Source organism: Streptomyces sp. NPDC005302, assembly GCF_040607345.1.
Lineage (GTDB): Bacteria > Actinomycetota > Actinomycetes > Streptomycetales > Streptomycetaceae > Streptomyces.
Window position 1 is genome coordinate 71,845 of the sequence record NZ_JBEXGN010000023.1, and the last position, 24,930, is coordinate 96,774.

Here is a 24,930-nt window from a genome sequence, read left to right on the forward strand (position 1 = left end):
TTACTCCTTTGCGAACATCTGGCGCAGGCTGGGGCGGCGGGGGGCGGCCGATTCCTGTGACCAGGTGGCGAGCGCGGCCACGGTCTGCAGGTCGAAGACGGTGCGGATGGGTATTTCGATGCCCGCCTCGGCGCGGGCGCGGGCGATGAGGCGGGTGGCGAGCAGGGAGTGTCCGCCGCGTTCGAAGAAGCCGTCGTCGATGCCGACCCGGTCCAGGCCGAGGACTTCGGCGAACAGGGCGGCGAGGGTTTCCTCGCGGGGGGTGCGGGGGGCCCGGTAGGGGGCGCCGGTGTATTCCGGTTCGGGCAGGGCGGCCCGGTCGAGTTTGCCGTTGGGCATCAGCGGCAGCCGCTCCAGCAGGACGACGGCGGAGGGCACCATGTAGTCGGGCAGCTGCTCGGCGGCGTAGCGGCGGATGTCCTGGGCGGTGGTCTCCCGGGCGGGCACCACGTAGCCGATCAGGCGGGTGGCGGTGCCGGTGCCGTGGGTGATGACGGCGGCCTGGGCGAGGTCCGGGTGGGCGGTGAGGACGGCCTCGACCTCGCCGGGTTCGACGCGGTGGCCGCGCACCTTGACCTGGGCGTCGCAGCGGCCGGCGTACTCCAGGCGGTCCTCGCCGGTGAAGCGGGCCAGGTCTCCGGTGCGGTACATGCGGGCGCCGGGCGTGCCGTGGGGGTCGGGGACGAAGCGGGTGGCGGTCAGGGCGGGTCGGTCGTGGTAGCCGCGGCCGATGGTCCCGCCGACGTACAGTTCGCCGACCGTGCCGGGCGGGACCGGGAGGAGGCCGGGGCCCAGGACGTAGGCGCGCATGTTGGCGAGCGGGGTGCCCAGCGGGGCGCTGCCCGCCTGCGTGTCGTCCTTGGGGGTGTCGGCGGCGGTGTGGGTGGTGGCGTAGAACGTCTCGCTCTGTCCGTAGGCGTTGACGACGCGGACGCCGGGGAAGGCCTGGCGGGTGCGTTCGACGAGGGCGGTGGGCAGGGCTTCGCCGGCGAAGACGACGCTGTCCACCTGGGTGCGGTCGCTGATCTGGTCGAGGAGTTCGGCGAAGGCGGAGGGCACGGTGGAGATGACGCTGCCGCTCCACTGCTTGCGCTCGCCGAGCACGAGGACGTCGCGGACCAGTTCGACGGTGCCGCCGGTGGCGAGGGTGGTGAAGATCTCGAACGCCGAGACGTCGAAGTTGACGGATGCTCCCGCCAGGAGCCGCTTGCCCGGGCCCAGGTCCAGCCGGTCGGCGAGGTGCAGGACGCCGTTGACGACGCCCGCGTGGGTGATGGCGACGCCCTTGGGCCGGCCGGTGGAGCCGGAGGTGTACATCACGTACGCCAACTGCTGTGTCTGCACGTCGGGTTGGGGCGGGCTCGTGGGGTGGGCGGGCAGGTCGAGGGTGTCGAGGAGGAGGGTGGGGGCGCTGTGCCGGGGCAGGAGGGCGGCGGTCGCGGTGTCGGTGAGGACGAGGGCGGGGTGGGCGTCGGTGAGGATGGCGGCGAGGCGGTGGCCGGGGTACTTGGGGTCGAGCGGCAGATAGGCGCCGCCCGCCTTCAGGACGGCGATCAGGGCGATGACCAGGTCCGCGGTGCGGGGCAGCGACAGGGCGACGAGTGATTCCGCTCCCACGCCCTGTGCGGCCAGGTGGTGGGCGAGGCGGTCGGCGCGGCTGTTGAGCTCCTGGTAGGTGAGCGTGGTGTCGTCGGCGACGAGGGCGTCCTCGTACGGGGTGCGGGCGGCCTGCTGCTCGATCAGGGCGCCGATCGTGGTGTCGGGGGTCGGGGCGGCGGTGTCGTTGAAGTCGACGAGCAGGCGCGCGCGTTCGTCCGGGGTCAGGATGTCGAGGCGGTCGGCGGGCAGGTCGGGGCTGTCCGCGAGCCGGGCCAGGACGCGCACCAGGCGGGCCGCGTAGTCCTTGACGGTGTCCCGGTCGAAGACGGCGCGCGCGTACTGCAGGGTGAGCTGGAGCTGGGGTTCGACCAGCGCCATCAGGGTGAGCGGGTAGTTGGTGCCGGTGGCGTGGCGCAGGCCGGTGACGGTGAGGCCGCCGGTGGCCTCGCCCGCCGCGCTCAGTCCCTGTTCGTCGACGGGGTAGGACTCGAAGACGACGAGGGTGTCGAAGAGGGCGGGCAGGCCGGTGGGCCGCTGGATGTCGGTGAGGCCCAGATGGTGGTGGTCGGACAGGGCGGCCTGGCGGCTCTGCAGGGCGCTCAGGAGGCCGGCGAGGGTCTCGCCGGGGGTGTGCGCGACGCGGACGGGCAGGGTGTTGATGAACATGCCGACCATCGACTCGACGCCGGTGACCTGGGCCGGGCGGCCTGAGACGGTGGCGCCGAACACCACGTCCTGGCGGCCGGTGAGAGCGCCGATGAGCAGCGCCCAGGCGCCCTGGAGCAGCGTGTTGGGGGTGACGCCCAGCGCGGTGGCGCACCGGCCCAGTTCGCTCGCCAGCCCGGGCGGGAGCGGGACGTCGACCTCGTCGAGGCCCTCGTCGCCGGTGTCGCCGGCGCCGGGGGCCAGCAGGGTCGGTTCGGTGAGGCCGTCGAGTTCGCCGGCCCAGGCCCGCGCCGACTCCTGCTCGTCCTGGCGGGCGCGCCAGGACAGGAAGTCGCCGAAGTCGCGGGGTGCGGGCAGGGCGGCCGGCTCGCCGCCGGAGGCGTACAGGAGCAGGAGGTCCTGCAGCAGCAGGGGGGTGGACCAGCCGTCGAACAGGGCGTGGTGGGCGGTCAGTACCAGTTCGGCGCGCCCGGGTTCCAGGTCGATGAGGGCGATCCGCAGCAGGGGCGGTGTGGTGATGTCGAAGGGGGCGGAGCGGTCCTGGTGAAGGAACTCCTCGAAGGCGGCGACGCGGCTGTGGGGGGTGTGGGCGGTGAGGTCGAGGTGCTGCCAGGGCAGGGGCACCGTCGTGGGGATCACCTGGAGCGGCTCGCCGTCGGCGCGTTCCACGAACGCGGCGCGCAGGCCGCTGTGGCGGTCCAGGAGGGCCTGTGCGGCCCGGTGCATGCGCTGCGGGTCGATGTCTCCGCCGAGGTGGAAGACGAGTTGCATGCGGTAGGCGTCGAAGGTGGACGTGCCGGCGAGCAGGGTGTGGAAGAGCATCCCGGACTGGGCCGGGGTGAGCGGCCACACCTGGGTCAGGGGGCCCAGGCGCTGTTCCCAGGTGTCGATCTGCGGCTGGGTCACCTGGGCCAGGGGCGCGTCGCTGGGAGTGAGGCCGCCGGCGCCTTCGGTGGTGGCGTGGCGGGCCAGGGCGGTCAGTGCCTGGAGCCACAGGTCGGCGAGTTCGCTGACCTGTGTGCGGGTCAGGACGCCGGTGGCGAAGCCGAAGTAGGCGCTCAGTTCGTCGCCCTCGTCGGTGGCGGCGGCCACCGCGTTGATCTCCAGGGCGGACAGGACGGGCATGTCCGCGTCGGGGGCGGCGATCAGGTCCTGGTGGCCGGTGTCGGGGGTGAAGCCCGCGCCCCGCATGTGTTCGGGGAGGTCGGCTCGGGAGGCGCGGCCCAGGTAGTTGAAGCCGATCTGCGGCTGCGGCAGGGCGGCGAGGTCGGCGGCGGTGCGGGGGTTGAGGTGGCGCAGCAGGCCGTAGCCCAGGCCGTTGTCGGGGACCGCCCGCAGGTGTTCCTTGACGGCCTTGAGTGCTGATCCGGCGGCCGGGCCGCCGGCGAAGGCGTCCACGAGGTCGAGGCCGGCGAGGTCCAGGCGCACCGGGTACATGGCGGTGAACCAGCCGATGGTGCCGGTCAGGTCGGCTCCGGGGACGAGGTGTTCTTCGCGGCCGTGGCCCTCCAGGCGGACCAGTGCCGGGTGTGCGGGGGTGCCGCGGTCGGCGTGCCAGCGGGCGAGGGCGAGGGCGAGGGCGGTGAGCAGGGCGTCGTCGGCGCCGCCGCGGTACAGGGCGGGCAGGGTGGTCAGCAGGGTGTGGGTGATGTCGGCGGGTACGCGCACGCGGACGGTGTCGGTGGTGGCGGCGGTGTCGGTGGCGGGGTCGGTGCGGCGGCTTCCCAGGGGTGGTTCGCCGTGGCGGAGGATCTCCTGCCAGTGGGCCAGTTCCGCTTCCCGCCGGGGGGTGTCGGCCGCCTCGGTCAGGGCGTGGGCCCAGCGGCGCAGGGAGGTGGAGGCGGGGGCGGGGCGGGGTCCGAGGCCGTCGCGGACGTGCTGCCAGGCGTCGGCCAGGTCGGGCAGCAGGATGCGCCAGGACACGCCGTCGACGACGAGGTGGTGCAGCACGAGGAGGAGCCGGCCGGGCCGGGTGTCGTCGGTGAGGTGCACGAACTGGGCCATCACGCCGGCGTCGGGGTCCAGGCGGGCGGCGGCTGCGTCGAGTTCGCCCTGCACGGTTGCCGGGTCGTAGGGCCGCTGGTGGAGCAGGGTGGCGGCGTCGATGCTGCCGGGCGGTTGCATACGCAGGCCGGGCTGCAGGCGTACGAGGCGCGAGCGCAGGGCGTCGTGCCGGTCCACCAGGGCCTGCAGGGTGGCGGTGAGCTGCCCGGGGGTGATGCCGTCGGGCAGGGTCAGCAGCGCGGACATGCAGAACCGGCCGATGCCCCCGCCGAGGGCCAGGACGTGGGCGGCGGTCGGGGTCAGCGGGGCCCAGCCCACGCCGGCGCCGGGCAGTTCGGCCAGGACCGGCCGCTCCTGCACCCCGCGGGCCTGGGTCAGTTCGGCGAGCCGGGCGATGGTGCGGTGCTCGAAGATGTCGCGGGTGCTGACCCGTACACCGCGTGCGGTGGCGCGGGCGACGACCTGGATGGAGCGGATGCTGTCGCCGCCGCTGGTGAAGAAGTCGTCGTCGATGCCGACCTGGCGGCTGCCGAGGACGTCGGCGTACACCTCGGCCAGGACGTGTTCGGCCGGGGTGCGCGGGGCGCGGTGGGCGGCGGTGGTGAAGCGGGGGGCGGGCAGCGCGGAGCGGTCGAGTTTGCCGCTCGCGGTCAGCGGGAGGCGTTCGAGGACCACGAGGGCGGCGGGCACCATGTAGTCCGGCAGGTGACGTGCGGCGAAGCGCCGCAGGTCCGCCTCGGTGACCGGGGCGGGCGGGGCGGTGGCGTCGGTGGTGGCCGGGGGTGCGACGTGGGCGACCAGGCGGGGGCTGCCGGTCGCGTCCTGGTGGACGGTGACCACCGCCTGGCCGACGGCGGGGTGGCGGGCCAGGACGCTCTCGATCTCGGTCGGTTCGATACGGATGCCGTTGATCTTGACCTGGGTGTCGGCGCGTCCCGCGTAGACGAGGTGGCCCTCGCGGTCGAAGCGGGCCAGGTCGCCGGTGCGGTACATGCGGGTGCCGGGCGCGCCGTGGGGGTCGGGCAGGAAGCGGTGTGCGGTCGCGGCCGGGTTGTCGTGGTAGCCGCGGGCCAGGACTCCGGCGATGTGCAGTTCGCCGATCACGCCGGGCGGGACGGGGGTGAGGTCGGGGCCCAGGACGTGGGCGCGCATGTTGGCCAGCGGCCTGCCGATGGGCAGCGCGCCGGTGGGGGCGGGCTCCTGGGGCAGGGTGTGGGTGGTGGCGTAGAAGCTTTCGGTCTGGCCGTAGGCGTTGACGATGCGGACGCCGGGCAGCACGGCGTGGACCTTTGCCACCAGGTCGGCGGAGAGTGCCTCGCCGGCGAAGACGACGGTGTCCACGGCGAGGTGGAGGCTGCCGGGGTGGTGGGTGATGTGGTCCAGGAGGGCGGAGAACACGGCGGGTACGGCGCTGATGGTGCTGCCCGACCATGCGTCGCGTTCGGCGAGTTCGAGGACGTCGCGGACGATCTCGACGCTCGCTCCGGTGGACAGGGCGGTGAAGATCTCGAACACGGAGACGTCGAAGTTCACCGAGGTCGCGGCGAGCATCCGCTGTCCCGCCTCGACGCCGGTGATGCGGCGCAGGTCGGCCACGCCGTTGACGACGCCGGCGTGGGTGACGGCGACGCCCTTGGGGGTGCCGGTCGAGCCGGAGGTGAACATCACGTAGGCCAGGTGGTCCGGGTGCACCGCCGTGTCGGGAGCGGCGGGGGCCGGGCCGCGCAGGTCGCAGTCGTCGAGGTGCAGGACGGGTGCGGCGCCGGGGGCGAGGCCGGCCGCGGTGGCGCGGTCGGTGAGCAGGAGGGCCGGGCGGGCGGCGGTGAGCAGGAGGTCGGTGCGGGCGGCGGGGTGGCGGGGGTCGACGGGCAGGTAGGCGCCGCCGGCCTTGAGGACGGCCAGCAGGGCGACGACGAGGTCCGCGGTGCGGGGCAGGGCGACGGCGACCAGTACGTCGGGGCCCACCCCGTGGTCGCGCAGGTGGGCGGCGAGGCGGGCGGCGCGCTCGTCGAGCTGCCGGTAGGTCAGGGTGGTGCCGGCGTGGACGACGGCGGGGGCGTCGGGGGTGCGGGCGCTCTGCGCGGCGAGGAGTTCGGGCAGCGTGGCGGTGGCCGGGGCTGTGGTGGTGGCGTTGAGGCGGGCCTGGTCCTCGCGTTCGGCGTCGGTGCGCACGTCGAGGGCGGCGAGGGGGGCGCGGGGGTCGGCGACCACGTGGCGCAGGACGCGCACGAAGCGGTCGGCGATGGCGGCGGCCGTGGCGTGGTCGAAGAGTTCGGTGGCGTACTCCAGGCGGCCGTAGGCGCCGCCGTCGGCGTCGGGGACGACATTGAAGAACAGGTCGAACTTGGCGGCCTTGGTGTCGGCGGCGAGCGGGATGGCGTCCAGGCCCGGCAGGTGGATCCGCGGCCACACGAACTGCCAGGCCAGCATGGTCTGGAAGAGCGGCTGGTAGGAGGTGGCGCGGTCCTGGCCGAGCAGTTCCACCAGGCGTTCGAAGGGGATGTCCTGGTTGTCGTAGGCGGCGAGCGCCTTCTCCCGTACCTGTTCGAGCAGATCGGTGAAGGTGGGGGCGGTGGACAGATCGGCGCGCAGGACCCAGGTGTTGACGAAGAAGCCGATGAGGTCGTCGAGCTGTTCGTCGGCGCGGCCCTCGATGGGGCTGCCGATCGTCACGTCCGCTCCCCCGCCGAGCTTGTGCAGGAGCAGGGTGAGGGCGGCCTGGGCGGCCATGGGGGCGGTGGCGCCGTGGTCGGCGGCCAACTTCCCCAGCCCGGTGAGCAGTTCGGGCTCCAGGGCGAAGGAGACGTGGCCGCCGTGGTGGCCGGGCATGGTGGGCCGGGGCCGGTCCAGCGGCAGCTGCACCGGCTGGATCACGCCGTCCAGTTCGTGCTGCCAGTAGTCGATCTGTGCCGCGGCGACCGACTCCGGGTCGTCCTCGTCGCCCAGGAGCTGGCGCTGCCACAGCGTGTAGTCCTTGTACTGGACCGCAAGGGGCGTCCAGTGCGGCGCCTGTCCCTGGCGGCGGGCGGTGTAGGCGGTGACCAGGTCGTTGAGGAAGGGGGCCATGGAGGCGCCGTCCACCGCGATGTGGTGGAAGACGAACGCGACGACGTGTTCGTGCGGGGAGAGCGTGAAGACGGTGGTGCGCAGCGGGAGTTCGGTGTCCAGGTGGAAGCCGCGGCGCAGGACCTTCTCCAGTGCGCCGTCCAGGTCCTTCGGGGTGGTGTCGGTGAGGTCGAAGGGCAGGACGGCTTCGGCGGGGGGCAGGATCCGCTGGCCCGGTGTGCCGTCGGCGTCCTCCACGATCAGGGTGCGCAGGCTCTCGTGCCGGGTGGCGACGTCGGTTGTGGCGGCGGCCAGTGCGGCGGTGTCCAGCGGCCCCTTGAGCCGTAGCGCGAAGGGGATGTTGTAGGTCGCGGAGGGGCCCTCCAGCCGGTGGAGGAACCACAGCCGGCGTTGGGCGAACGACAGCGGGATCATCGGCTACTCCTGCACAGTCATCTGGCGCAGCTGGGGGCGGTTCGCGCGGCGCGGGCGGCTCTGGTCGGGGGCGGTCAGCTCCTCGATGCGGGCGGCGAGCTGGGCGACGGTCGGGTTGCGGAAGACCATCGTGACCTTGGAGTCGATGGCGAACTCCTTGCGGATGCGGCCGCTGAGGCGGGTGGCCAGCAGGGAGTGGCCGCCGCAGGCGAAGAAGTCGTCGTCGACGCCGATCTGTTCGCGGCCCAGGAGGTCGGCGAAGAGCCGGACGAGGGTTTCCTCGCGTTCGTTGGCGGGTGGCCGTCCGCTCGCCGCTTCGCCGTGGCCGGGTGCGGGCAGGGCGGCGCGGTCGAGTTTCCCGCTCGGTGAGGTGGGCAGGGCGGCGAGCGCGACGATGGCGGCCGGGACCATGTACTCGGGCAGGCGTTCGCGGAGTCGGGCGGTCAGGGCTGCGGTGTCCAGGGTGGTGGGGTCGGCCTTGCCGGCGGGAACCGCGTAGGCGACGAGGCGTTGGTCGCCTGTGCGGTCCTCGCGGACGACGGCGACGGCCTGGGCCACGGCGGGGTGGTCGGCCAGGACGTGTTCGATCTCCCCGAGTTCGATGCGGAATCCGCGGATCTTGACCTGGAAGTCGGTGCGCCCGATGTACTGCAGGCGGCCGTCCTGCGCCCAGCGCACCAGGTCGCCGGTGCGGTACATGCGCTCGCCGGGCGGGCCGAAGGGGCAGGCCACGAAGCGGGAGGCGGTCAGGTCGGGGCGGCCCTGGTAGCCGCGGGCCAGGCCGTCGCCGGCGATGTACAGCTCGCCCTGCACGCCGCGCGGGGCGGCGTCCAGGCGGGCGTCCAGGACGTAGAGCCGGGTGTTGCCGATGGGGGTTCCGATCGGCGGGACGCCGGTGTCGGGGCCGATGTGGGCGCTGGTGGACCAGATCGTCGTCTCGGTGGGTCCGTAGACGTTGGCGACGTCGGCGGCCTGGGCGGCCAGGGTGCGGGCGAGGCGGGGCGGCAGGGCCTCGCCGCCGACCAGGATGCGCAGGCCGCGGGCGGCGTCGGGTTCCTCCATGAGCAGGATCTGCCAGAACGCGGGGGTGGCCTGGACGACGGTGACGTCGTGGTCGCGCATCGTCTTGAGGACGGCTGCGGGCTGGGCGACGGTGTCCTTGTCGGCGAGGACGACGGCCGCTCCCGAGATGAGCGGCAGGTACAGCTCCAGGCCGGCGATGTCGAAGGAGACGGTGGTCACGGCGAGGAGCCGGTCGGCGGGGGTGAGCGGGAAGCGGCGGGCCATGGTGGCCAGGAAGTTCGCCAGCCCGCGGTGGGTGACGCTGACGCCCTTGGGTTTTCCGGTCGAGCCGGAGGTGTAGATGACGTAGGCGCTCTGGTCGGGGTGGACGGCTGTGCCCAGGGGGGTCGCCGGCTGGGCGGCGAGGTCGGCGCGGGCGAGGGTGTCGGCGTCCAGGACGAGGGCGGGCCGGGAGTCCTTGAGGATGTGGGCGATGCGGGAGGCCGGGTGGTCGGGGTCGACGGGCACGTAGGTGGCGCCGGTCTTCAGGACGGCCAGCAGGGCGACGACGAGGTCGGCGCGGCGGGGCAGCCGGACGGCGACCAGTGCTTCGGGTCCGACACCCTGGCCGGTCAGCCAGTGCGCGAGACGGTTGGTGCGTTCGTCGAGTTCGCGGTAGGTCAGCGACCGGTCCTGGGCGGCGACGGCGAGCGCGTCGGGGGTGGCCTTCGCGTGCCGGGTCAGCGTGTCCACCAGGCTGTATTCCAGGGTGGGTTCGGCGGTGTCGTTGACCTCGTCGAGCAGCCAGTGGCGTTCGCTCCCCCCGAGGACGTCGACGGCGTCGAGGCGGGTGTGCGGGTCGGCCAGGAGCTGGTCCAGGACCCGTACGAGGCGGGCGGCGATCTCCTCGGCCGCGGGCCGGTCGTAGAGGTTGTTCTGGTAGTCCAGGGACAGGCGCAGGTAGGGGTCGGCGGAGTTGAGGGTCAGCGGGTAGTGGGAGCCGGCGAAGGGGCGGATCCTGTCGATGGTGAAGCCCGCGGAGGTGTTCGCGTCGACGATGCCCTCACGGTCGATGGGGTAGTTCTCGAAGACGATGAGGGTGTCGAACAGGGCGGGCAGGGCGATGTCGCGCTGGATGTCGGCGAGCCCGTAGTGGTGGTGGTCCAGCAGGGCGGTCTGGCGGTCCTGGAGGTCGGTGATGGCCTCGCCCATGCTGCGTTCGGGCAGGCAGCGCACCCGGGTGGGCAGGGTGTTGATGAACAGGCCGACCATTTCGTCGGAGCCGGGCAGGTCGGCGGGGCGGCCGTTGACGGCGGCACCGAACACCACGTCCTGCCGGCCGGTCAGCTGGGAGAGCAGGATCGCCCAGGCGCCCTGCAGGAGGGTGTTGAGGGTGACGCCGAGCTGGGCCGCACGGCGGGCGAGTTCGCGTCCCTTGTCGATCGACAGCGGCACCTCGACGCGGCCCAGGGCCGAGGACGTGCCCTGCAGGGCGGCGTTGGGGGCCACCAGGGTCGGCTGGTCGAAGCCCTCCAGTTCACTCTTCCAGCGCTCTGCGGAGGCCTGCTGGTCCTGGGCGGACAGCCAGGTCAGGTAGTCGCCGTAGCTGCGGGCCGCGGGGAGGTCCTCGGTGCTCGAGTACAGGCGGACCAGGTCGGTGATCACCATGGGTGAGGACCAGCCGTCGAAGAGGGTGTGGTGTGCGGTGACGATGAGTTTCGCCTGCCGGGGTCCGCAGGTGAGCAGGTTGAGGCGGATCAGCGGGGGCCGGGTGGGGTCGAGCTGGTCGGCCCGGTCGGCGGCCAGGGCCTCGTCCAGGGCCCTGTCCTGTGCGGCGGGGTCCTGTCCGCTCAGGTCGAGGTGGTGCCAGGGCAGGGTGACGTGGTCGGCGACGACCTGGACGGGCTCGCCGCTGTCGGCGGCCAGGAACGCGGAGCGCAGGTTGGGGTGGCGGTCCAGGAGGGCCTGGCCGGCGGCCCGCATGCGGTCCGGGTCGACGTGTCCGCTCAGGTGCAGCACGAACTGCATGTGGTAGACGTCGAAGGAGCCGTCGGCGAGGGCTGCCTGGAACTGGATGCCGGACTGTCCCGGGGCCTGCGGCCACACCTGGCTGAGCGGGCCGTACGTCTGTTCCCAGGCCTCGATCTCGTCCTGGCCGACCGTCACGAGCGGGGCGTCGGAGGGGGTCAGTCCACCGGTGCCGGGGCGGGCGGCGTGGGCGGCCATGCCGTGCAGCACCCGTACCCACAGGTCGGCGAGTTCGGCGGTCCGCTCGCGGGTGAGGACTCCGGTGGGGAACATGAACGCGGCCTGCAGGCGGGTGCCCTCGGGGGTGTCGCTCACCAGGGAGTTGACCTCCAGGGCGGACAGGGCGGGCAGGTCCGCGTCGGGTTTCGGGATCAGGTCGGCGGTCCAGGAGGCGGGCCCCCATCCGTCGGCGCGCAGGTGTTCGGGCACGTCGGAGGCGGAGATCCGGCCGAGGTAGTTGAACCCGATCTGCGGGGCGGGGTGTTCGGCGAGCTGGTCGGCGGTCTCCGGGTTGAGGTGGCGCAGCAGTCCGTAGCCCAGGCCCTTGTCGGGGACGGTGCGCAGTTGTTCCTTGACCCGCTTGATGGCCTGTCCGGCGGCCGGGCCGCCGGACAGGGCGTCGGTGACGTCCAGGCCGCTCACGTCGACGCGGGCCGGGTACATGCTGGTGAACCAGCCGATGGTGCGGGACAGGTCGGCTCCGGGCACGACGTGGTCCTCGCGGCCGTGGCCCTCCAGGCGTACCAGGGTGGAGCGGTCGGTGCCGCTCCAGTGGCCCACGGCCAGGGCGAGGGCGGCGAGCAGGACGTCGGTGCCGGTGGAGTTGAACGCGGCAGGCAGGGTGGTCAGGACGGCTTCGGTGACGTCGGCGGGCAGGTCGACGCGCACGGTGTCCAGGGTGGACATGACGTCGAGGGCCGGGTCGAAGGGGCGGCTGCCCAGCGGGGGGTTGGGGGCTTCGAGCAGGTCGCGCCAGTAGTCGAGTTCGGCTTCGCGCCGCGGGGAGAGGGCCTCGTCCTTCAGGGCCGCGGCCCAGCGGCGGGCGGAGGTGCCCACGGCGGGCAGGTCGGGGGTGGCGCCGGAGCGGACCTGCTGCCAGGCCTCGGCGAGGTCGGACATGAGGATGCGCCAGGAGACGCCGTCGACGACCAGGTGGTGCAGGACCACCAGGAGACGGCCCGTCCCGGTGGCGGGGTCGAACCACACGAAGTCGGCCATGGTGCCGGCGGTGGGGTTCAGTCGGGCGACGGCGTCGTCCAGTTCCTGCCGTGCCGCCCGCAGCAGGGCCGGCTCCTCCCAGCGGCCGTCGCAGGCGACGCGGCGGATCAGGTCCTGGGCGCGGGGGGTGCCGGGCGCCGCCACGTGCAGGGCGGGTTCGTCGGCGTCGGGCACCAGGCGGGCGCGCAGCAGGTCGTGGCGGTCCAGGACGGCGTCCAGGGTGGCGGCCAGACCGGCGGCGTCGATGCCTTCGGGCAGGTCCAGGGCCATCGCCATGGCGAAGCGGTCGGTGCCGCCGCCGTGTTCGAAGACGTGCCGGGCGACCGGGGGCAGCGGGAGTTCCCCGATGCCGGCGCCGGGCAGTTCGGCCAGGACGGGTGCCTGGTCGCGGCGGGCCGAGGCCGCTTCGGCGAGGCGGGCGGCGGTGCGGCACTCGAAGATCTCGCGGGTGGTGAGGTGCAGGCCGCGGGCGCGGGCGCGGGCCACGACCTGGATGGAGCGCAGGCTGTCGCCGCCGACGGCGAAGAAGTCGTCGTCGATGCCGACGCGTTCGACGCCCAGGACGTCGGCGTAGGCGGCGGCGATGACGGTTTCGGCCTCGGTGCGCGGGTGGCGGTAGGTCTCGCCCTGGAACTCGGGTTCGGGCAGTGCCGTGCGGTCGAGTTTGCCGGTCGGTCCCAGCGGCAGGCGGCCCAGTGCGACGAACGCGGAGGGCACCATGTAGTCGGGCAGGCGGGCGGCGACGAACTTGCGCAGTTCGGCGGCCGAGGCGCCGGACTGCACGTCGACGTCGCCGATGCCGCCGGCGCCGTCGTCGCCGACGGCGCCTTCGCCTGTGTGCACCACGTAGGCGACGAGTTGGCGGCCGCCGGAGGGCACGGTGCGGCTGATGACGACGGCTTCGCTGATCCCGGGGTGCTGGGTGACGGCCGCTTCGACCTCGGCGGTCTCGATGCGGAATCCGCGCACCTTGACCTGGCCGTCGCCGCGGCCCACGCACTCCAGCCGGCCCTGCGCGTTCCAGCGGGCCAGGTCGCCGGTGCGGTACATGCGCTCGCCCGCGGGGCCGTGGGGGTCGGCGACGTAGCGGTCGGCGGTCAGCGCGGGCCGGCCGTGGTAGCCGCGGCCCAGGCAGCTTCCGGCGACGTACAGTTCGCCGATCACGCCGTGCGGTACGGGAGCGAGGCCGGGGCCAAGGACGTAGGCGCGCATGGCGGGCAGCGGGGTGCCGATGGGGGTGACGTCGCCGTCGGTGAGGTCCTCCTTGGCGGGCAGGGTGAAGGTGGTGGCGTAGAAACTCTCGCTCTGCCCGTAGGAGTTGACGATGTTCACGCCGGGCAGTGCCTCGCGGACCTGGCGGACCAGGCGGGCGGGCAGGACGTCGCCGGCGAAGACGACGGTGTGCACGTCGGGGGCCTTGTGGAGGTGGCCGAGGAGTTCGCCGAGCACGGAGGGGACGGCGCTGAGGATGTGGCCGTCCCAGTGGTCGCGTTCGGCCAGCGCCAGGGCGCTGGGTACGAGTTCGGCGGTGGCGCCGGTGCTCAGGGCGCTGAGGAGTTCGAAGACGGAGACGTCGAAGTTGACGGAGGTGCCGGCGAGGATGCGGTGGCCGGGGGCGGCGTGCACGGTGCGGGCCAGGGCGCGGATGCCGTCGACGACGCCCCGGTGGGTGATCGCGGCGCCCTTGGGCTTGCCGGTGGAGCCGGAGGTGTACATGACGTAGGCGAGGTTGCCGGGGGCCGGCGCGGTGCTGCCCGGGTCCGTCTCGGGGGCGGTCTCGGGGGCGCTCCACAGGGCGGGGTCGTCGAGGCGGAGGGCCTCGACGGTGTTGGGCGGCATGTCCTGCCAACTCGCGGTGTCGGTGACCGCGAAGCGCGGGGCGGCCTCGTCGAGGACCGTGCGGGCGCGGGCGCTGAGGTACTGCGGGTCCATCGGCAGGTAGCCGGCACCGGACTTGAGGATGCCGAGGAGGCCGGCGACGAGGTCCTCGGTGCGGGGCAGGGCGAGCAGGACGAGGTCTTCGGGGCCGGCGCCGCGGCGGGTGAGTTCGCGGGCGATACGGGCGGCCCGTTCGTCGAGCTGGCGGTAGGTCAGGGTGCGGCCCTCGCACACGATCGCCGGGGCGTCGGGGGTGCGCCGTACCTGGGCCTCGAACAGGCCGGGGACGGTCTGCGCGGATCCCTCTTCGGGGGTGGGGGTGGTGAAGGTGAGGAGCCGGCCGCGTTCGCTTTCGTCGAGGACGTCGATGCTGCTGACGCCGCGCCCGGTGTCGGCGGTCAGCCGGCCCAGCACGCGCACGAAGCGGGCGGCGATGGCCTGGACGGTGTCCTGGTCGAAGAGGTCGGTGGCGTACTCCAGACGCACCCCGGCGCCGCCCGAGCTGTCCGGGATCATGTTGAAGAACAGGTCGAACTTGGCGGTGCCGGTCTCCAGGGTCTGCGACTGGACGTCCAGGCCGGCGAAGTGCAGCTCGCCCAGCGGCTCCTGCCAGGCGAGCATCACCTGGAAGAAGGGGTGGTAGGCGGTGGAGCGGTCGGGGTTGAGGCGCTCCACGAGCCGCTCGAAGGGCATGTCCTGGTTGTCGTAGGCGGCCAGTGCCCGCTCGCGTACGCGGTGCAGCAGATCGAGGAAGGTCGGGTTGCCGCGGAGGTCGACGCGCAGCACCCAGGTGTTGACGAAGAAGCCGACGAGGTCGCGCAGGTCCTCGTCGGTGCGGCCGGCGATGGGTGCGCCGAGGGGGATGTCGTCGCCGCAGCCCAGGTGGTGCAGGAGGACGGCGAGCGCGGACTGCATGACCATGGAGACGGTGATGTCCTGCTCGGCGGCGAGTTTCTCCACGGCGCGCAGCAGGCCGGGTTCGACGGGGAACTCGACGAGGTCGCCGCGTGAGCTGACCGCCCGCGGGCGGGGGTGGTCGGTGGGCAGGGCCAGCGGCTGGGCGAGGTCGGCCAGCGCCTCGCGCCAGTAGGCCAGTTGGCGGGCGGCGAGGCTGTCGGGGTCGGACTCCTGGCCCAGCACGTCCTGCTGCCACAGGGTGTAGTCCGCGTACTGCACCGGCAGCGGCTCCCAGCGCGGGGCGTGGTTCTCGCGGCGGGCCGTGTAGGCGGTGGTGAGGTCGCGCAGCAGGGGGCCCAGGGACTCGCCGTCCAGGGCGATGTGGTGGACGACCAGGACCAGGGTGTGGTCGTGGGGTGCGCAGCGCAGCAGGACGGCCCGGATGGGTACGTCGGTGGCCAGGTCGAAGGTCTGCTTGGCCGCCCGGTCGACGGCCGCGTCCCGCGTGCGGGGGGTGACCTCGTGCAGCGGCAGGGTGACCTGCTCGTGTCCCTGGGCCAGGACCTGCTGGTGCGGGACGCCGTCGTCGTCCTCGACGATGACCGTGCGCAGCACCTCGTGCCGGTCGACGACGTCGTGGAGCGCCGCCCGCAGTGCGTCGACGTCCAGTTCGCCGGTCAGCCGCAGGGCGAACGCGCCGTTGTAGGTCGGCGAGGGGCCTTCGAAGCGGTCCACGAACCACAGCCGGCGCTGCGCGAACGACAACGGGATCATCTTGTCTCCAAATTCGGCGTTACCAGGGAGCAGGTCGTCAGGTCGTCAGCTCTGGTCGAGCAGGGTCAGCAGTTCGTCGTTGTAGAAGTCGTCGATGGAGCACGCGCCCGACAGCGTGGAGAAGTAGCGGTCGATGTGCTGCTGGTGGCCGACGAGCTTGCGCAGCATCTCGGTGCGGCCCTCGGGCTTGAGTTCGGCGACGTTCAGGGCGCCCTGGTAGTGGTTGAGGGCCTCGTCGCCCAGGCTGTTCTCGTAGCGGCGCAGGGCCCGCTTGAGGGCGGTGTCCTCGTGCAGGTTCTGGCCGATGGCGTCGGTGAGGGTCTGGGCCTGGACGAAGGCTTCGGTGATGCCGCGGGCGGTGATGGAGTCCTTGTGGTTGACGGCGTCGCCGACCAGGACCCAGCCGGGGCCGTAGGCCTTGCGGAAGTAGTTGTCCTGGTGGCCGGTTCCGTACAGCTGCTCGACGCGCTCGCCGGCCTGCATCCGCTCGTACAGCTCGGGGGCGGTGGTGCGGAAGGCGTCGAGGTAGGCGGGTTCCACGGCCTTGCGGACGTGGCCGAAGTCCTCCTGCGGGAAGTACGCCATGAGCAGGGTGAGGTCGTCGTTGGTGGGCAGGACGCCGATCCAGCGGCCGGTGCGTTCGTAGAGCTCGAAGTCGGAGGGGACGCCTGACCAGTAGCTGTAGTAGGTGCAGGTCATCCGTGGGTGTTCGATGACGTTGGGGGCGCCGGTCTTGCGGGCGACCAGGGAGCGCATGCCGTCCGCGCCGACGACCAGGCGGGCCTGTTCGGTGGTGACGGTGCCGGCGGGCGTGGTGTAGCGCACGCCGGTGACGCGGTCGCCGTCGAAGAGGAGGTCGTTGACCGCGCAGCCCTGCTGGAAGTCGACGCCGGCCGCGACCGCGCCGTCGGCGAGGATGGGGTCCAGGACGTAGCGGCGGGGCGCGTAGGTGGTGCGCAGGCCGTCGATGGGCAGGGAGAAGCCCTCGATGCGTACGCCGGGGCCCTCGTAGCGCTGGTGGGTGATCGGCTGGGCGCCCGAGTCGCGGATCCTGTCCAGCAGGCCCCACCGGTTGAGGAGGGCGATGCCCTGCTGGTGGATGTAGTGCGAGGAGAGGGTGTCCTGCGGGAAACGCGCTTTCTCCAGGAGCAGGACGCGATATCCCTGCTGTGCGAAAAGCATGGCCGTCGGCGAACCCGCACAACGGGCACCTATGACAATCACGTCGTACATGGCGCCTCTCTTACCGGATGGTTTATGGCACGGTTCGGCCGCGGCCGGAAATGCCAGGGCGTGATGGGGGTGCGCTGTTCGCTGCGGCCCGCCGAATCAGAGAAAAAGGGGGGGCGGTGGCCGTGGACGAATTCGAGGCTATCCGGCCCGGGCGGGCGGGATGAAGAGATGCCGCGGGCCGTGAAAGGACGCCTGTGGAAAGGGTGTTGGAATGGGTGCGGTATGGCGGGGTGTCCCGCCGGCGGGACGGCGCCGCGCCTGCCGGAGCCCGCCGGTGGCGGTGCCGGTGGCGGTGGCGGTTATGGGGCGAGGGCGGCCTGGGAGTCGATGTAGGCGCTGATCGACGCCACGGTCGGGTTGAGGAACATCTGGTCCATGGGGACCTCGGCGCCCAGTTCCTCGATGAAGGCGCCCTGGATCCTGACCATGATCAGGGACTGGCCGCCCAGGGCGAAGAAGTCGTCGTCGGGTGTGATGTCGTCGCGTTCGAGTTCCCGGCACCAGATGGCGCGGACGCGGTCGGCGGTCATCGCATTCCTCTCGGTTGTCGTCACGGTCAAAGGCCGGGTCATGCCGCGGTGTTGCTGCCGGCGTACTGGGTGCGGCTGATGTCCGCCAGGGCGGCGCGGTCCACTTTTCCGTGCGGGCTCAGCGGAAGGCGCAGGATGTTCGTGAACCGGGACGGCACCATGTTCCGCGGCAGGGTCCACAGCAGGCGGGTGCGCAGGTCGTCCTCGGCGAGGTCGTTGCCCGAGGGGACGACGAAGGCGTTCAGTTCGGCTTCGCCGCCGTCGTTGTAGGTGACCACCACGGCCGCCTCGCGGACGCCGGCCAGCCGGCCCAGGGCGCGTTCGATGTCGGTGGGGTCGATCCGCATGCCCCGCACCTTGATCTGGGCGTCCATCCGTCCGGCGACGACGAGTTGGCCGCTGTCGTCGATCCGGCCGCGGTCTCCCGTGCGGTAGACGCGCAGCGGTGTGCCTGCGACGTCGATGGTCGTGAACCTGGCGTTCTCGGGGCCGGCGGCGCCCAGGTAGCCGGCGCCGACGCCGGCTCCGGAGATGCAGATCTCGCCGTCCTGGCCCGCCTGGACCTCGCGCAGATCGGCGTCCAGGAGGTGGATGGCGGTGTTGTGGGCGGGCCGGCCGACCGGGGCGATGTCGTGCTCGCCGGGCCGGTAGCGGGCCAGGTCGTAGGAGGTGGCGACGTCGGTGCACTCGGCGACGCCGTACTGGTGCAGCAGGGTGCAGGTGGTGCCCGGGCGGCGCGCGAAGCGGGTGAGGCGTTCGGTCTTGAGCGGTTCCCCGCCGAACAGGACGTAGTCGAGGCGGGCGAGCGCGTCGCCGCCGCGCGCGTCCTCCCAGTCGACCAGCAGGTACAGGGTGCTGGAGGCGCAGTGCACGACGCGGATGTCGTACTGGGTGAGCATGCGGTGGGCGAGCATGGCGTCGAAGTTGCGGCTGGCCATCAGGTGCTGGGTGGCGCCGCAGAACAGCGGTGTCATCAGGGCGCGTTGGGACAGGTCGAAGCCGAAGGCGGAGACGACCAGGTTGTGGGAGCCGCGGTGCAGGCCGTACTCGAGCTGGAGCCAGTTCATCAGGTTGAACCAGCCCTCGTGGCGGACCGCGGCCAGCTTGGGGGTGCCGGTCGAGCCGGAGGTGAACACGGCGTAGCAGAGGTCGTCGCCGGTGACGTGGACGTCGGGGGCGGTGGCCGGGAGGGTCGCGAGGTGGCCGGCGAGCTGTTCGAGGTCGATGGCCTCGACGCCCGCGGACTGGACCATGGTGGCCGTCGCCGGGCAGGCCACGATCAGGGTGAGGCCGGGTACCTGCCCGAGCAGCAGTTGGAGGCGGGCGGCGGGGTAGGCGGGGTCGAAGGGCACGTAGGCCGCGCCGGCCTTCAGGGTGCCGAGGATGGCGACGATCATGTCGATCGAGTAGTCGAGGCAGATGCCGACCTTCGCGCCGCGGCCGTGGCCGCGTGCGGTGAGCAGGTGCGCGAACCGGTTCGCGCGCGCGTCGAGCTCCGCGTACGTCACTTGCCGGCCGGACCAGACGACGGCGAGGGCGTCGGGGGTGGCCCGGGCGTGCTCCTCGAACCGCCGGTGGACGACGGGCGAGGGCGGCAGGGCCACCCGCTTTCCCTGAAGGATCATCAGCTGACTCCGATGTGTACGGTGCCGGGTCGGGCGTCCCGTCGCGGCACCTGGGCAGAGGGTTCGCCCCGGACGCGCGCCGGGGCGGTGCGCTCTTCAGGCGCTGTGGCGTTCGGCGCTCTCCAGGATCCGGGCCACCCACTTGTCGACGGGCAGTCCGTGCGCGGCGGCCGCCTTGGAGCAGTACTCCAGCTGGCCTGCGGACAGCTCGATGGTCAGCGTGGTGACCTTGCTCCCGCCCTGTCCTGCGGCCTGCGGTGCGGTTCCGGTGGCGGCGTCCTGCCCGCCGTCGCCGGCGCTGTCGGGGAGCTGGGCCTGGTCGCTCTGCACGGCCAGGCTGGCGCGCACCGCGCGGCGCAGTTCGTTGCGCGACCACTTCTGCTGTTCCGCCTTGCGCAGCCAGTAGTCCTGCTCCGGCGGGGACAGCCGGGTCACCTCGGCGTGGTGGGCGAAGCTGAGGCTGTCGCGCCGCCGGTCGTGCTCGAAACGGCGGGCCACCCAGGCGTAGTTGCGCAGGGTCTGGTAGTCGAGTCCGGTCCGCTCGACGGCCTCCTTGTAGCGCCGCCATCCGTAGGTGGCCTCTCCGTAGATCAGCCAGTCGGCGAGCCACCAGGCCGAGGAGTTCACCAGCTCCCGCAGGTTGGCCCCGATCTGTTCCCAGGACCGTTCGGAGAGGTTCTGCGGGAAGACCATCCCCGACTTCTGCACCGTGGCGTGCGTCCCCACGAAGGACAGGACCACATCGCGCTGGGCCGGCTCCCCCGTGGTGTGCGGCCTCGGCTTGTACCTGTTCGCAGTTCTCACAGCGCCCGTCACCACTTCATCTCCCAACTCACAGTGTTCGCGCGTGTCTTGGACCGGTCCCCCGGCCGTGCCGGGCGGCGGTCGCCGCCGTCGGCCGGGGCCGGCCCGCTCACATCGCTGGCGCGTGCCGGGACGCGGCAGGCGCACCCCGGGGGGTGCCGCGGGGCCCGCTGTAGGGACCCCGCGGCCTGACGTCGCGTCAGCCCCGTTCGGTGGGCGTGGTGTTCAGTCCGCGGCCATGGCCTCACGCAGGCTCCGCGGGCGCAGGTCGGTCCAGTTCGACTCGACGTACTCCAGGCACTCGGCGCGGGCCGCCTCACCGAAGACCACCCGCCAGCCGGCGGGCACCTCGGCGAACGCCGGCCACAGGGAGTGCTGCTCCTCGTCGTTGACCACAACGTTGAAGCGGCCGTCCTCGTCATCGAAGGGGTTCGTGCTCACCTGGCACCGTCCTTAACCGTCATGGGGTGACTCGGGATGGGCTGTCGCCGGGCCGGGTGCGAGAACGCACCGGGCGGGGTTCACCGGCCGGCTTCGTCCGGTCGACGGGACACCCGGGCGTCCGGTCGACAGGACACCCGGCGTCGGTGCGACCCCGGCGTTGCCACGACCGTAGGGAGCGGGCCCCCGGCGCGACAAGGACCGCCGCCACGGCGTCCGCCCCGTCGGGAAAAGGGCCCGCACCCGGCCGGGATCCTCTGTACCGGGCCGGGTTCCTGTGCCACGATGCGCGGCCGCCCCGCCCGGGTCCGGCCGGCCACAGTACGGCTGGAGGCCGGGTTCAGAGCGGCTCGACGATGGGGCCGGCACGGCTCGGGCGGGGGGGCGGGTTCGGCAGAGGCGGGCTCTGCGCATCCCGGGTGTGTTCCGTACCGGGGCTCGTCGGCGTTCCGCTCGCGGGCCGCGGGGCGGCAACGTCCGCAACGGTGCCGCACCGGGCAGGGGCGCGCTGCTTGCGGCGGGGCCGGGAGAGGTGCCGGTCGCGCGCTGCGTCGCTCACGACGGGCCGGCCACCGGTGCGGGGCCCGGATCCGCGCTCCTCCGCAGGGGCCAATGCGCCCGCCCGGGGCGCGACATGACGCCGGGCAGGGCACAGGCCGCGCCCCGGGCGCCCTGCCCGGCGGGACCGGCGCGCTGGGGCAGCGCGTATCCCGCGTGCGCGGGGTGGGACGGCTCGGGTGTACGGGGGCCCGGCGGGCCGGCCACCGGTACGGGGCCACGCCCCCGGGCGCCCTGCCCGGCGGGGCCGGCGCGCTGGGGCGCGTACCACGCCTGCGCGGGGTGGGCCGGCTCAGGTGTACGGGGCTCGGCGGGCCGGGAGTTGGCCGCGGTCGGGGCCGTTCGTGGTCGAGCTCCGGTGGGGTGCCTGCCCGCGCCGACCGGGGTGGCTGTGGCACCGGGCGAGCCGCGTCGCGGCTGACGGGCCGGGGGCGAGCGGGTTCGCATGTCATCCCCGGGCGAGCCGCGACGGGCCGGCCACGGGTGCGGGGCCGCGCCCCGGGTGCCTTGCCCGGCGGGGCCGGCGCGTACCCGGCTGCGCGTGGTGGGCCGGCTCGGATGTACGGGGCTCGGTGGGCCGGGAGTTGGCTGCGGTCGGGGCCGCTCGTGGTCGGGCTCCGGTGAGGTGCCTGCCCGCGCCGACCGGGGTGGCTGCGGCACCGGGCGAGCCGCGTCGCGGCTGACGGGCCGGGGGCGAGCGGGTTCGCATGTGATCCGCGGGCAAGCCGCATCTCGACCGGCGGGCCAGAGGTGGGCGGGTTCGTATGTCATCCCCGGGCGAGCCGCGTCGCGGCTACCGGGCCGGGGGCGGAGGGGGCGTGTGTCGCCGGGGCCGGGGTGCCCTCGGTGTGCGTGGCGCGGTGTCACGCCGCGTGCGTCGTGCGGGCGGTGTTCGCGGCACAGGCCCGGCAGCGGGAACGTAGGACTTCCGGCTGTGCGGCGGGAGTTGCGGGCCGCTCGGCGCACGGCCCCGCAGGCCGTGTGGCATGCGGGGCCGTGCGCGTGGGGCAACGGCTACGGCGCTCCGGGGGCCGCTCGGGCCAGGGTGTCGCGCCCCCGTCGGAGGCCGGTACGCGGTGCGGGGAGCCCGGAGGGCTCAGTCGATGCCGCGGACTATGTGCGGTTCGGCGGAGACCGCCGCCTCGTCGTCCGCTCCGGCGAGCCGCAGCGGCGGGGCGCCGGCCTGTGCCGTGCCGCCCACGTAGCTGTGGGTGTGGGCGTGGCGCAGTGGCTGGTCGAGTTCTTGCCAGTCGTCGTTCACCGGTTCGTCCCTTCGCCGGACTTCGCTGTCCTGGGCGCAGATTGGCCGATCGGACACCACGGCGTCGAAGGGCGCTCGCGGTGTCCCGGGAGCGGCCTGGGACCGGGGCGGTGCCGCCGGTCCGCGACGTACGGATGCGAGATCGTCTGCCTCGCGGTGCTGGAGCTGGGCGGGAGCTACGGCGGCCAGACCCGTGTGGCGTCCGCTCCGGTTCGAGCGGTGGTGGGGACCCCTGGCCTTGTGGGCGGGTCCGCGGGTGTCGTACGGGCCTGGCCGGCCGCGTCGCTGGTGCCAACGTCCGTCAATCTAGCGATGGTTGGTGCGGACCTGGTCGAGTCCTGGTCGAGACCGGGGGGCGGGTCCTGCCCGGTCCGTGACGCCGCCGGCAGGCGGGCCCGGCCCCGGCATGCCGGGGCCGCTCGGGCGGGGGCGCGGGCGGCGGGAAGGAAGCAGGCGCGCGGCTTGTGGGGACGGCGCGGGCGGCCGGGGTGCACGGCGGCGGTCAGGGCCGGCGGGGCGGCCGGTCCGTGGGGCGGGCCGGGGCCCGGCGCGCAGTGGAGGGAGGCGGTCCGGGGCGGGGGGCGCGGCGCCTCGCCTGAGGGCCGCTCGAAAGCCGCCACAGCCGCGGCACAGGGCGCCCGGTGGCCGGAACGCGACGGGCGGGCGCCGTTCTATGGTCCCCGGGACGCGGCCCGATCCGAGGGAGAGCGATGAACAGCACCCGACCTGCCCTGCGCCTGTTCGTCCTGCACCACGCGGGCGGCTCGCACCTGCTCTACCGCACCTGGCCGGCCGCTCTGCCCTCGTCGTGGGATGTCCGGCTGCTGGACGCCCCGGGCCACGGGCTGCTGCTCGACCGGGAGCGGATCAGCGACGCCGGCCGTCTCGCGGACCATCTGCTGGAGGGTATCGAGGAGGAACTGGACTGCCCCTACGCCCTGTTCGGGCACAGCATGGGCGCCCTGCTGGCCTACGAGATCACCCGGCGGATCCTCGCGCGGGGCCTGCCGCTTCCGGTGTGGGCGGGGCTCTCGGCGCGGACCGCGCCGCAGCCGGCCGGGCAGGGGACGCGCTACCACCAGCTGCCCGACGCCGCGCTGCGGGAGCGGCTGAGGCTCCTCGGCGGCACCCCCGGCGACGTCTTGGAGGACCCCGACCTGTGGGCCCTGTTCGAGCCGGTCATCCGGGCCGACCTGCGTCTGGTGGAGACCTGGCGGCCCGATCCGGACGCCGCCGTACTGCCGGTGGCGCTGTCCGCCTACGCGGGCGGCGCGGACCACTCCGCCCCGCCCGCCTCGATGACCGGCTGGGCCCGGCACTTCGCACCCTTCCTGGGCCTGCGGGTCCTGGAAGGCGGTCACTTCTACTTCGCCGACGATCCCTCGGCGCTGCTGCGGCAGATCCAGCGGGACGCGACCGCCGCGCTCGACGCGGCGGCCACCGCCCGCACCCGCTGAACCCCCGGGCCGCACCGCGCCCTCGTTGTGCGGGCGGCCCCTTCGCACCAGAGCGCCGCGCGGTTCCGGGCGGCGCGTGCACGGCTCGGCCCCGCACCTCGCAGGGACCCCGTACACCGGCCACGTACCGACAGACGAACGTCAGGAGCCAGAACATGAGGACAGGCAAGAGATCCCGGGCCGGTGCGGTCGGTGTGGCGGCGCTCGCGCTGACGGCGGGCGCGTTCACCGCTCCCGTCCAGGCGGCACCGGACACTTCCGCTGTGGCGGCGGCCCACCAGGCGACGCGGCGGGCGGTCGAGGCGGCCGTCGCGGCCGGTGTTCCCGGCGTCACCGCCCAGGCGCGCGACGCCGGCGGCGTGTGGAAGACGGCTGCGGGCGTCGGCGACCGGGCCACGGGTGCGGCGCGCGGCACCGACGACCGGTTCCGCGTCGGGAACATCACCGACACCTTCGTCGCCACGGTGCTGCTCCAGATGGAGGCGGAGAAGAAGCTGCGCCTGGACGACAGCGTGGACCGCTATCTGCCGGGCCTGGTCAGCGGCAACGGCAACGACGGCCGTGCGATCACCGTGCGCCGGCTCCTCAACCACACCAGCGGCCTCTTCGACTACGTGTCGGACCCGGCGTACGGGCAGACGTACCTGGCGGGCGAGGGCTATCTGCGCCACCGCTACGACACACTGACGCCCCTGTCGCGGGTCAAGGTGGCCCTCGCGCACCCGCCGGCGTTCCCGCCCGGCGTGCGGCACTGGTTCTCCAACACCAACGACGTGCTGGCCGCCCTCGTGGTGGAGAAGGTCTCAGGCCGGTCCTACGAGGACGAGGTGCGCCGGCGGATCATCGAGCCGCTCGGACTCACGGCGACGTCGAATCCCGGCGAGCGCACCGGCCTGCCCCGGCCCAGCAGCCGCGGCTACTCCCGGCTGTTCGCCGACCAGCCGGAGCGGATCGACGACGTGACCGCGGTCAACGGGTCGCAGAGCTGGGGCAACGGCGACATCATCTCCAGCGCCGGGGACCTGAACCGCTTCTTCGGGGCCCTGCTGCGCGGAAAGCTGCTGCCGGCGCAGCAGGTGAAGGAGCTCAAGACAGCCGTCGACAACCCCGACTTCCCCGGCTCGTCCTACGGGCTGGGCATCGAGCGGCTCACGCTGGGCTGCGGCATCACCCTCTGGTACCACGACGGCGGAGCGGTGGGCTGGCTGTCCCTGTCCGCCCTGACCGAGGACGGCAGCCACCAGCTGACGTTCAACTACAACAGCAACTGGGGTGCGGAAACGGTCCTGCCCGTCCTGGACGCCGAGTTCTGCCCGGCGCCGTCCGCCGCGCACTGACGCGGGACGGCGGTGGTGGTGGGTCGTCCCGGCGGCGCACGCCGTATCGGCGGCGGACCGTGCCGGCGGGACGACTCCCCCACTGCCCCGGCCCCTTCTGCCCTGGCCCCTTCTGCCCCGGCGGGCGGGGCGGCGCCG

Annotated in this window: 10 protein-coding genes; 2 read left to right on the forward strand and 8 right to left on the reverse strand. The window is 73.5% G+C overall.

Features of this window, described 5'->3' with window-relative positions; translation table 11 throughout:
* The 8 genes from ABZT74_RS28325 to ABZT74_RS28360 form a co-directional block, all read right to left on the reverse strand.
* Positions 1–7,749 carry an amino acid adenylation domain-containing protein gene (locus tag ABZT74_RS28325; RefSeq protein ID WP_356439245.1) on the reverse strand — a complete coding sequence of 2,583 codons (7,749 nt, stop codon included), beginning with the start codon at positions 7,747–7,749 and terminating at the stop codon, positions 1–3.
* A gap of 3 nt (positions 7,750–7,752) precedes the next feature.
* Positions 7,753–15,546: an amino acid adenylation domain-containing protein gene (locus tag ABZT74_RS28330; RefSeq protein ID WP_356439248.1), complete on the reverse strand. Its 7,794-nt coding sequence runs from the start codon at positions 15,544–15,546 to the stop codon at positions 7,753–7,755.
* A gap of 45 nt (positions 15,547–15,591) precedes the next feature.
* A complete protein-coding gene (locus tag ABZT74_RS28335) occupies positions 15,592–16,779 on the reverse strand; it encodes an NAD(P)/FAD-dependent oxidoreductase (RefSeq protein WP_356439251.1) in 1,188 nt (395 codons plus the stop codon).
* A 299-nt stretch (positions 16,780–17,078) separates the two neighbouring features.
* Positions 17,079–17,309, reverse strand: a complete 231-nt coding sequence (locus tag ABZT74_RS28340) for a phosphopantetheine-binding protein (RefSeq protein ID WP_355879788.1) — start codon at positions 17,307–17,309, stop codon at positions 17,079–17,081.
* 38 nt (positions 17,310–17,347) lie between these two features.
* Entirely contained in the window at positions 17,348–18,934 is a 1,587-nt protein-coding gene (locus ABZT74_RS28345; RefSeq protein ID WP_356439254.1) for an amino acid adenylation domain-containing protein, read from the reverse strand.
* Positions 18,935–19,030: 96 nt separating this feature from the next.
* Positions 19,031–19,738 (reverse strand): LmbU family transcriptional regulator, encoded by a 708-nt coding sequence (locus tag ABZT74_RS28350; protein ID WP_356439257.1) that lies wholly within the window; start codon positions 19,736–19,738, stop codon positions 19,031–19,033.
* Positions 19,739–19,963: 225 nt separating this feature from the next.
* Positions 19,964–20,179, reverse strand: coding sequence for an MbtH family protein (locus tag ABZT74_RS28355; RefSeq protein WP_356176395.1), 216 nt, complete (start codon positions 20,177–20,179; stop codon positions 19,964–19,966).
* A 1,654-nt stretch (positions 20,180–21,833) separates the two neighbouring features.
* Positions 21,834–21,998 (reverse strand): hypothetical protein, encoded by a 165-nt coding sequence (locus tag ABZT74_RS28360; protein ID WP_355879803.1) that lies wholly within the window; start codon positions 21,996–21,998, stop codon positions 21,834–21,836.
* Between the two features lie 710 nt (positions 21,999–22,708).
* Here ABZT74_RS28360 and ABZT74_RS28365 point away from each other — a divergent pair.
* Together ABZT74_RS28365 and ABZT74_RS28370 are read left to right on the forward strand one after the other, a co-directional pair.
* Complete coding sequence (locus tag ABZT74_RS28365) at positions 22,709–23,455, forward strand: alpha/beta fold hydrolase (RefSeq protein ID WP_356439260.1); 747 nt, start codon at positions 22,709–22,711, stop codon at positions 23,453–23,455.
* Between the two features lie 155 nt (positions 23,456–23,610).
* Entirely contained in the window at positions 23,611–24,792 is a 1,182-nt protein-coding gene (locus ABZT74_RS28370; RefSeq protein WP_356439263.1) for a serine hydrolase domain-containing protein, read from the forward strand.
* Positions 24,793–24,930: the final 138 nt, after the last annotated feature.

Excerpts from the sequence above, each read along its gene's own strand:
- ABZT74_RS28325 (WP_356439245.1), bottom strand. The coding sequence starts at position 7,749 with ATGATCCCGCTGTCGTTCGCCCAACGCCGGCTGTGGTTCCTCCACCGG.
- ABZT74_RS28330 (WP_356439248.1), bottom strand. The coding sequence starts at position 15,546 with ATGATCCCGTTGTCGTTCGCGCAGCGCCGGCTGTGGTTCGTGGACCGC.
- ABZT74_RS28335 (WP_356439251.1), bottom strand. The coding sequence starts at position 16,779 with ATGTACGACGTGATTGTCATAGGTGCCCGTTGTGCGGGTTCGCCGACG.
- ABZT74_RS28340 (WP_355879788.1), bottom strand. The coding sequence starts at position 17,309 with ATGACCGCCGACCGCGTCCGCGCCATCTGGTGCCGGGAACTCGAACGC.
- ABZT74_RS28345 (WP_356439254.1), bottom strand. The coding sequence starts at position 18,934 with ATGATCCTTCAGGGAAAGCGGGTGGCCCTGCCGCCCTCGCCCGTCGTC.
- ABZT74_RS28365 (WP_356439260.1), top strand. The coding sequence starts at position 22,709 with ATGAACAGCACCCGACCTGCCCTGCGCCTGTTCGTCCTGCACCACGCG.
- ABZT74_RS28370 (WP_356439263.1), top strand. The coding sequence starts at position 23,611 with ATGAGGACAGGCAAGAGATCCCGGGCCGGTGCGGTCGGTGTGGCGGCG.